7 protein-coding genes are annotated in these 6,459 nt (G+C 73.9%); 4 read left to right on the top strand and 3 right to left on the bottom strand.

Annotated elements, in window-relative coordinates; genetic code table 11:
• Positions 1–699 (bottom strand): class I SAM-dependent methyltransferase (locus tag AC51EU_RS25385; protein ID WP_496269398.1); only part of this gene is annotated, 699 nt, incomplete at its 3' end.
• 171 nt (positions 700–870) lie between these two features.
• On the opposite strand from AC51EU_RS25385, the gene AC51EU_RS25380 reads away from it, so the two are divergent.
• The 3 genes from AC51EU_RS25380 to AC51EU_RS25370 all read left to right on the top strand — a co-directional run bounded on the left by AC51EU_RS25380 (position 871) and on the right by AC51EU_RS25370 (position 3,811).
• Complete coding sequence (locus AC51EU_RS25380) at positions 871–2,073, top strand: sensor histidine kinase (protein ID WP_496269397.1); 1,203 nt, start codon at positions 871–873, stop codon at positions 2,071–2,073.
• Positions 2,074–2,221: 148 nt separating this feature from the next.
• Positions 2,222–2,905, top strand: coding sequence for a response regulator (locus AC51EU_RS25375; protein WP_496269396.1), 684 nt, complete (start codon positions 2,222–2,224; stop codon positions 2,903–2,905).
• Between the two features lie 189 nt (positions 2,906–3,094).
• Positions 3,095–3,811, top strand: coding sequence for a glycoside hydrolase family 75 protein (locus tag AC51EU_RS25370; protein WP_496269395.1), 717 nt, complete (start codon positions 3,095–3,097; stop codon positions 3,809–3,811).
• 162 nt (positions 3,812–3,973) lie between these two features.
• Here AC51EU_RS25370 and AC51EU_RS25365 read toward each other — a convergent pair whose 3' ends face one another.
• The gene (locus AC51EU_RS25365; RefSeq protein ID WP_496269394.1) at positions 3,974–5,080 is read right to left on the bottom strand and encodes a DUF5937 family protein; all 1,107 of its coding nucleotides are present in this window, start codon (positions 5,078–5,080) and stop codon (positions 3,974–3,976) included.
• Between the two features lie 100 nt (positions 5,081–5,180).
• Here AC51EU_RS25365 and AC51EU_RS25360 point away from each other — a divergent pair, with 100 nt between their 5' ends.
• Positions 5,181–5,408 carry a hypothetical protein gene (locus tag AC51EU_RS25360; RefSeq protein ID WP_496269393.1) on the top strand — a complete coding sequence of 76 codons (228 nt, stop codon included), beginning with the start codon at positions 5,181–5,183 and terminating at the stop codon, positions 5,406–5,408.
• On the opposite strand, the gene AC51EU_RS25355 is transcribed toward AC51EU_RS25360, so the two are convergent.
• Positions 5,395–6,459 (bottom strand): threonine aldolase family protein (locus AC51EU_RS25355; protein WP_496269392.1); only part of this gene is annotated, 1,065 nt, incomplete at its 5' end. The genes AC51EU_RS25360 and AC51EU_RS25355 overlap by 14 nt on opposite strands.

Here is a 6,459-nt window from a genome sequence, read left to right as displayed (position 1 = left end):
AACCGTCCGCGGGGCGCACCGCGGCCACCAGCGGGCCAGCCACTCCGCGTCCGCCCCGCCGACCGGTTCGCCCAGCCGCTCCGTCCCGTCCCTGGAGACGAGGACCCGGCGCGGTACGCCGTCCGCGTCCGTCTCGACGACGTCGACCGGCACGTTGTCCAGCCACTCGTTCGCGAACAGCAGACCGGTGAGCGAACCGGGCGCCGGGAGACCGGCCCGCCAGACGACGCGCGGGTCGAGACCGGCGGGCCGGGCGGCCCGCTCGACGGCGTACGGGCGCAGACGCGTGGTCAGTGGCCGGGTCCGGGGACGGTCGCCGGACCCGGCGGAGGGCGGGGGGCGGCGGACGGTGCCGCTCACCGCGCCGGCGGGGTGGGGCACGGGTTCGGGACCGGTGCCCTGGTCGTCCGGTACGCCCGGGCCGTCCGCCTCCTGTGCGTCCAGTACCGCGAGTACGCCGTCGAGCAGTTCGCCGCGGCCCGCGCCCACGTCCACCAGGGCCAGTTCGTCCGGGCTCCCCAGCGCGGCGTCGACCCGGCGCAGAAGGGTGGCGACCGCGCGGGCATAGAGGGGCGAGGCGTGCACGGAGGTGCGGAAGTGACCGGCGGGCCCCGGTCCGCCGGGCCGGGTGTAGAAACCGTCCGGCCCGTAGAGCGCCGATTCCGTCGCGTCCCGCCAGCCCCACCACTCGCTCGTCACGGCACCACGGTACGAGGCGCGGCCCGTGTGCGCGGTGCAGGAGGGCTCCTCCGTACCGGCGAACCGCGGGGTCGGCGTACACGGTCTCCACCTAGGGGAGTACGCCCGGCGGCCAGGGATCGCTCCTCCGGTTGACCCGGCCGCCCGCACTGCCTGCATACGCTGGGTGACGTGCAGCGCATCTACGATTTCTTCCGCAGACACCCGACGGGGGTGGACACCTTCTGGGCGGTCCTCTTCCTCGGGTTCAACGCACTGTGGTTGATGTCGCCCGCGGTCGACGGATGGCGGCGTCTCGTGGCGGCGGCGTTCTCCTTCGGCCTGTCCGCGGTCGTCGCGCTGCGCCGCAGGTGGCCCGAGAAGATGCTGCTGCTGGCCATCGCCATCGGCATCGGCCAGTTGATCACCGACATCGGGTTCAACATCGGCGACTTCGCCTTCCTGGTGATCGTCTACACCGTGGCCTCCGGTACCACCCGCTGGGCCTCCCGGCTCGCCCTCGTCAGCTCGTGCATCAGCCCGGCCCTGTACCTGGCACGGTTCGGCCAGCCCGCCCACCAGTACCGGGTGTGGGAGGCCGTGTTCGTCGCGGCCCTGTTCACCGTGCCGTTCGTGCTCGCCTGGGTGCTGGGCGATTCCGTCCGCACCCGCCGCGCGTACTGGGCGCAGCTGGAGGAGAAGGCCGAGCGGCTGGAGAAGGAGCGTGAGACCCAGTCCCGGATCGCGGTGGCCGCCGAGCGTGCCCGTATCGCCCGAGAACTGCACGACGTGGTCGCGCACAACGTCTCGGTGATGGTCGTCCAGGCGGACGGTGCCGCGTACGTCCTCGACTCGGCGCCCGGCCAGGCGAAGGAGGCGCTGCGGACGATCTCCGGAACGGGGCGGCAGGCGCTGGCCGAGATGCGCCGGCTGCTCGGCGTGCTGCGCACCGGCGAGCAGCCGGAGAGCGGCGAGTATGTGCCCCAGCCGGGGGTCGAGCAGCTCAGCGACCTGATCGAGCAGGTGCGCGGCGCCGGTCTCCCGGTCGACTTCCAGGTACAGGGCGAACCGCGCCCGCTGCCCAGCGGCGTCGAGCTGACCGCGTACCGCATCGTGCAGGAGGCGCTGACCAACACCCGCAAGCACGGCGGCCCCGATGTCGGTGCGACCGTCCGCCTCGCCTACCGGGACGCCGAGCTGGACCTCCTGGTGGAGGACGACGGGCGCGGCGCCCAGCAGGAGCTGTACGAGACGGGCGGCGCCGACGGTCTGGGGCACGGCCTGATCGGGATGCGCGAGCGCGTCGGCATGGTCGGCGGCCGGCTGGACGCGGGCCCCCGGGAGGGGGGCGGGTTCCGGATCAGCGCCGTGCTGCCGCTGAGGGCGGAGCGGTGAGTGTGGGACGTCCGCCCCGGGGCGTCCGGCCGGGCCGTCCCGTCGCGGACGCGCGTTCCGTGCCCCGGGGGCGGTCCCGTGCCCCCTTCCCCCGTACTGTTCGCTCCGCGCCACCGCTTCAAGCCCCATCCGAAGGGACCCCGCTGCCATGACCATCCGCGTGATGCTCGTCGACGACCAGGCGCTGTTGCGCACCGGCTTCCGGATGGTGCTGGCCGCGCAGCCCGACATGGAGGTCGTCGCCGAGGCGGGCGACGGGGTGGAGGCGCTGGAGGCGCTGCGCGCCACCAAGGTCGACGTGATCCTCATGGATGTGCGCATGCCGCATCTGGACGGGGTCGAGACCACCCGGCGGATCTGCGCGGGCGGCCGGAACGAGAACGCGCCGAAGGTCCTCATCCTGACCACCTTCGACCTCGACGAGTACGCCTTCTCCGCGCTGAAGGCCGGGGCGAGCGGCTTCATGCTCAAGGACGTGCCGCCGGACGAGCTGCTCAGCGCGATCCGGGCGGTGCGCAGCGGTGACGCGGTCGTCGCGCCGTCCACCACCCGCCGGCTGCTGGACCGCTTCGCGCCGATGCTGCCGGGGACCGCCACGCAGCCGGAGCACCCCGAGCTGGGACGGCTGACGGAGCGCGAGCGGGAGGTGCTGCTGCTCGTCGCGCAGGGCCTGTCGAACGCGGAGATCGCGGCGGAGCTGGTGCTGTCGGAGGCGACGGTCAAGACGCACGTCGGCCGCATCCTCACGAAGCTGAGCCTCCGCGACCGCGTGCAGGCCGTGGTCCTCGCGTACGAGACGGGGCTGGTACGGGCCGGGGGCGCGGGCGCGTAGCCGGGCCGGGGCGTGCCCCGCTGCGGCGGGGCGGCCGGTCGTACTCGGGGGCCATGCCCGTCGGGTGCCCGGAGGGGGCCGTGGGGCGGCCGAGATCGTCTCGTTCCAGGGATTGACGCGGACACGTAAACAGGAGCACATTAAGGCGGGCTCGGTAAGGAAACTTTCCTATTAGAGAAGGATTCCCCAGTGCGAAGCTCCCGAACTCTGCTGCTCGCCACCGTCTCCGGTGCCGCCCTGCTGGCCGCGGCCGCGCTCCCCGCCGCCGCCCAGCCGCACACCGCGCCCGCGCGGACCGCCGCCGCGCCCGCCCTCCAGGAGGGCTCGGTCAGCGCGGCCGACCTGCTCGCCAAGCTCAAGAGCTGCGACCAGATCTCCAACGGCAAGTACCGCACCGACGAGGACACCTCCGCCACCGTCCCGGTCTGCGGCAAGAAGGGCGCGGTCTTCTGGAAGGCCGACATGGACATCGACTGCGACGGCCAGGTCACCTCGGAGTGCAACTCCGACACCGACCCCTGGTTCCAGGACGACACCCGCTTCCACCAGTCCGACGGCAAGCCCCTGAACTCCGCGAAGCTCCCGTACGTCGTGGTCCCCAGCGTCAGCAAGATCTGGAACTACGAGTCCGCCGGGATCAAGGGCGGGGGCGTCGTCGCCGTCATCTACAACAACCAGGTCGAGTACGCGGTCGTCGGTGACACCGGCCCCGAGAAGATCATCGGCGAGGCGTCGTACGCGACCGCCAAGGCGCTGGGCATCGACCCCGACCCGGAGACCGGCGGCGCGGACTCCGGCGTCACCTACATCCTGTTCCAGAACTCCCAGGCGTCTCCCATCGAGAGCCACGCGGACGCGGTCAGCCGCGGTGACGCGCTCGCGAAGAAGTTCCTCCAGGAGAACTGACCCACGGGCCCCGCGGGGCGGAGCCGTCCCACCCGGCCGGCGACCGCCCCGTACGCCCAGGGCCCCGGGGCGCCCGCCACGGCGCCCCGGCCCGTCCGGCGCTCCCCGCCTGCCCCCGCGGCCCGTGCCTCCGGGCGGACGACGAGGCTTCGACGACAGGCCCTAGCGCAGCACCCCCTCCAGGAAGTCCCCGCCCAGCCGGGCCACTACCGGGAGGTCCAGCTGGTGCAGGACGTAGCGTCCGCGGCGCCGTGTCTGGAGCAGGCCGGCCTTCTTCAGGATCGCGAGGTGGCGGGACACCTCGGGCGGGGTGATGCCGAACGCGTTCGCCAGCTCGCCGGTGGTGTGCGGCCCGCGGGACAGTGAGCGGCACAACCGCATCCGCATCGGGTGCCCCAGCGCCTCCAGCCGTTGCTGGACCAGCTCCAGCGCGGCCGGTGCCGCCGGCTCCTGGCCCGCGACCGGGTACTGGACCACCGGACGCCAGCCCGGCGCGTGGCAGACCAGCAGATGCGGGCGGCCGAACGACGTCGGCAGGAAGGTGACGCCGTGGTCGGCGGGGTCGGCGAAGGCCGTTGTCCGGCCCGCGGAGAGCTTGTCGGCCACGATGCGGACGCCGCCGGCGGTGTCCCGCGCCTCCTCCAGGGAGAGCGCCGCTGAGGTCGCGGAGAGGGTTTCGGCCAGCCCCTTGTGCCGCAGCAGCTCCGTCTTGTGGCGGGCGTCGGCGGCCAGTTGCACGCCCACCCGGCACCAGACGTCCCCGAAGAACGCGTCCTCGCAGTCCTCGAACAGGCGGCGCAGCCACACCCGCAGACCGTCGGGGTCGGCGAGCATCCGGTCCGTGAACGCCGCCTGGCGCGGCCCGCGCGCGGCGGCCATCTCCCGCACCCGCGCCCGCTCGTCCGCGTCCACCAGTGGCGAGGCCGCGCGGGGGTAGTTCGCCGAGCAGGAGATCTCGAACGCCGCGGCCACGAAGCGTTCGTCGTCGAGGGAGTCCAGGGTGTCCAGGTCCTCGGCCAGCGTCGCGCCCGGGCGGGGCGGCAGCAGGAGGTCGGAGCGGGCCGAGCACCACAGGAAGTCCGCCTCGCACAGCCGGTCCGCGAGATCGGCCTTCAGTCCCGCGGAGGTCGCCGTCACCCAGCCGTGCAGCCCGGGGTGGTGGCCGGGCTCGGACAGCGCGTGCAGCGCGGCGCCCAGCTCCGCGAGCGGCGACGGCGCGAAGACGACGCGCTCGGCGGGCAGCCCGGTGATGTCGATGACGTTGGCCATGCGCCCATCATGCGCGAGGCCACGACCTGCGGGAACGTCGTTTGACGCGTCCCGTCAATCGACGCGCCGCACCCGCCGGGACCGCCCCAGAGTGAACGGCATGAACGTCACCCAGCAGCATCTGCTCGACGCCTACCGCGCCGCCCAGCACGGCGAGCCCGCCCCCGTCCTGCCTGGCCACCGCACCGTGCGCACCCTCCGCGAGATCCGCCTGTGGCGGCAGTTCCGGGCCGTGCTCGCCGGACGCAGAGGCCGGTGGACGGTACGGAGGGCGGGCCGGCCGCGCCCGGCGGACCTGGACCGCTCCCGCACCCTCAGCCCGTGGTGACCACCCGCGCCAGGAACGCCTCCACCGCCTCGCCGATGTCCGCCTCCGTCCACTCCAGCGCCCAGGCGCCGGCCGACACCTCCGTCATCGCCACCCCCGGCGGCCCGCCCGTCTCGGACCACACCCGGAACAGCGCCGTCCCGGTCTCCTCCGCCTGACGTATCGCCGCCTCGTTCAGCACCTCGGCCGGATGCGGCAGCCACAACTGGAACTCGTGGGTGTGCGGCTCCTCGGGAAGCAGCCGGAACCACGGCACGCCCGCCGCCGACAGCGCCCGCCGGAGCGCGCGGGCGACGACCTTGGCGTGGGCGACGTACTCCGGCAGCCGGGGGAGTTCGTGGCGCAGCCCGTCGAGGGCCGCCAGCGCCGTCGGCCACTGCTGGAAGATCTGGCCCCCGTAGCGATGCCGCCAGGCCCGCGCCTCCGCCACGAAGTCCTCCGGGCCCGCGAGCGCGGCGCCGCCCAGGCCGCCGAGCGACTTGTAGAACGACACATACACACTGTCCGCGAGGGACGCGATCTCGGGCAGCGAGCGGCCGAGGTGCGGGGCGCACTCCCACAGCCGGGCCCCGTCGAAGTGCACCACGGCATCGCGGTCCCGCGCCGCCGCGACGACGGCCGTCAGCTCCTCCCAGGTCGGGAGGACGAAGCCGGCGTCCCTCAGCGGCAGCTCCAGGGCGAGGGTGCCGAACGGCTCCGGGAGGTCGTACACCTCCTCGGCGCGCGGCGGGCGGGGCGCATCCGTCGGGTGCACCATGCGCAAGCCGCTCACCACCGCGTACGCGTCGCGCTCATGGACCTCCAGATGGGACAGCGGATGCCCGGCGACCGTGGTGGTGCCCGTCCGCCCGGCCCAGCAGCGCAGCGCCACCTGCTGCGCCATCGTCCCGGTCGGGAAGAACGCCGCCGCCTCCGTGCCCAGCGCACCGGCGGTGCGCCGTTCCAGCTCGCCGACGACGCCGTCGTCGTTGCCGTACATGTCCGGCCAGTCGTCCAGGTCGTACGCCTCCGGCGCCCGCGCCGCCAGGCGGGCCAGCCGCTCGCGGAGCGT

This window comes from Candidatus Streptomyces philanthi (genome assembly GCF_059553635.1).
The sequence above is the reverse complement of the archived record's forward strand: the minus strand, read 5'-3'. Positions and strand labels throughout refer to the sequence as shown.

Coding starts and splice junctions, on each gene's coding strand:
- AC51EU_RS25365 (WP_496269394.1), bottom strand. CDS start 5,080: ATGGCCAACGTCATCGACATCACCGGGCTGCCCGCCGAGCGCGTCGTC.
- AC51EU_RS25375 (WP_496269396.1), top strand. CDS start 2,222: ATGACCATCCGCGTGATGCTCGTCGACGACCAGGCGCTGTTGCGCACC.
- AC51EU_RS25360 (WP_496269393.1), top strand. CDS start 5,181: ATGAACGTCACCCAGCAGCATCTGCTCGACGCCTACCGCGCCGCCCAG.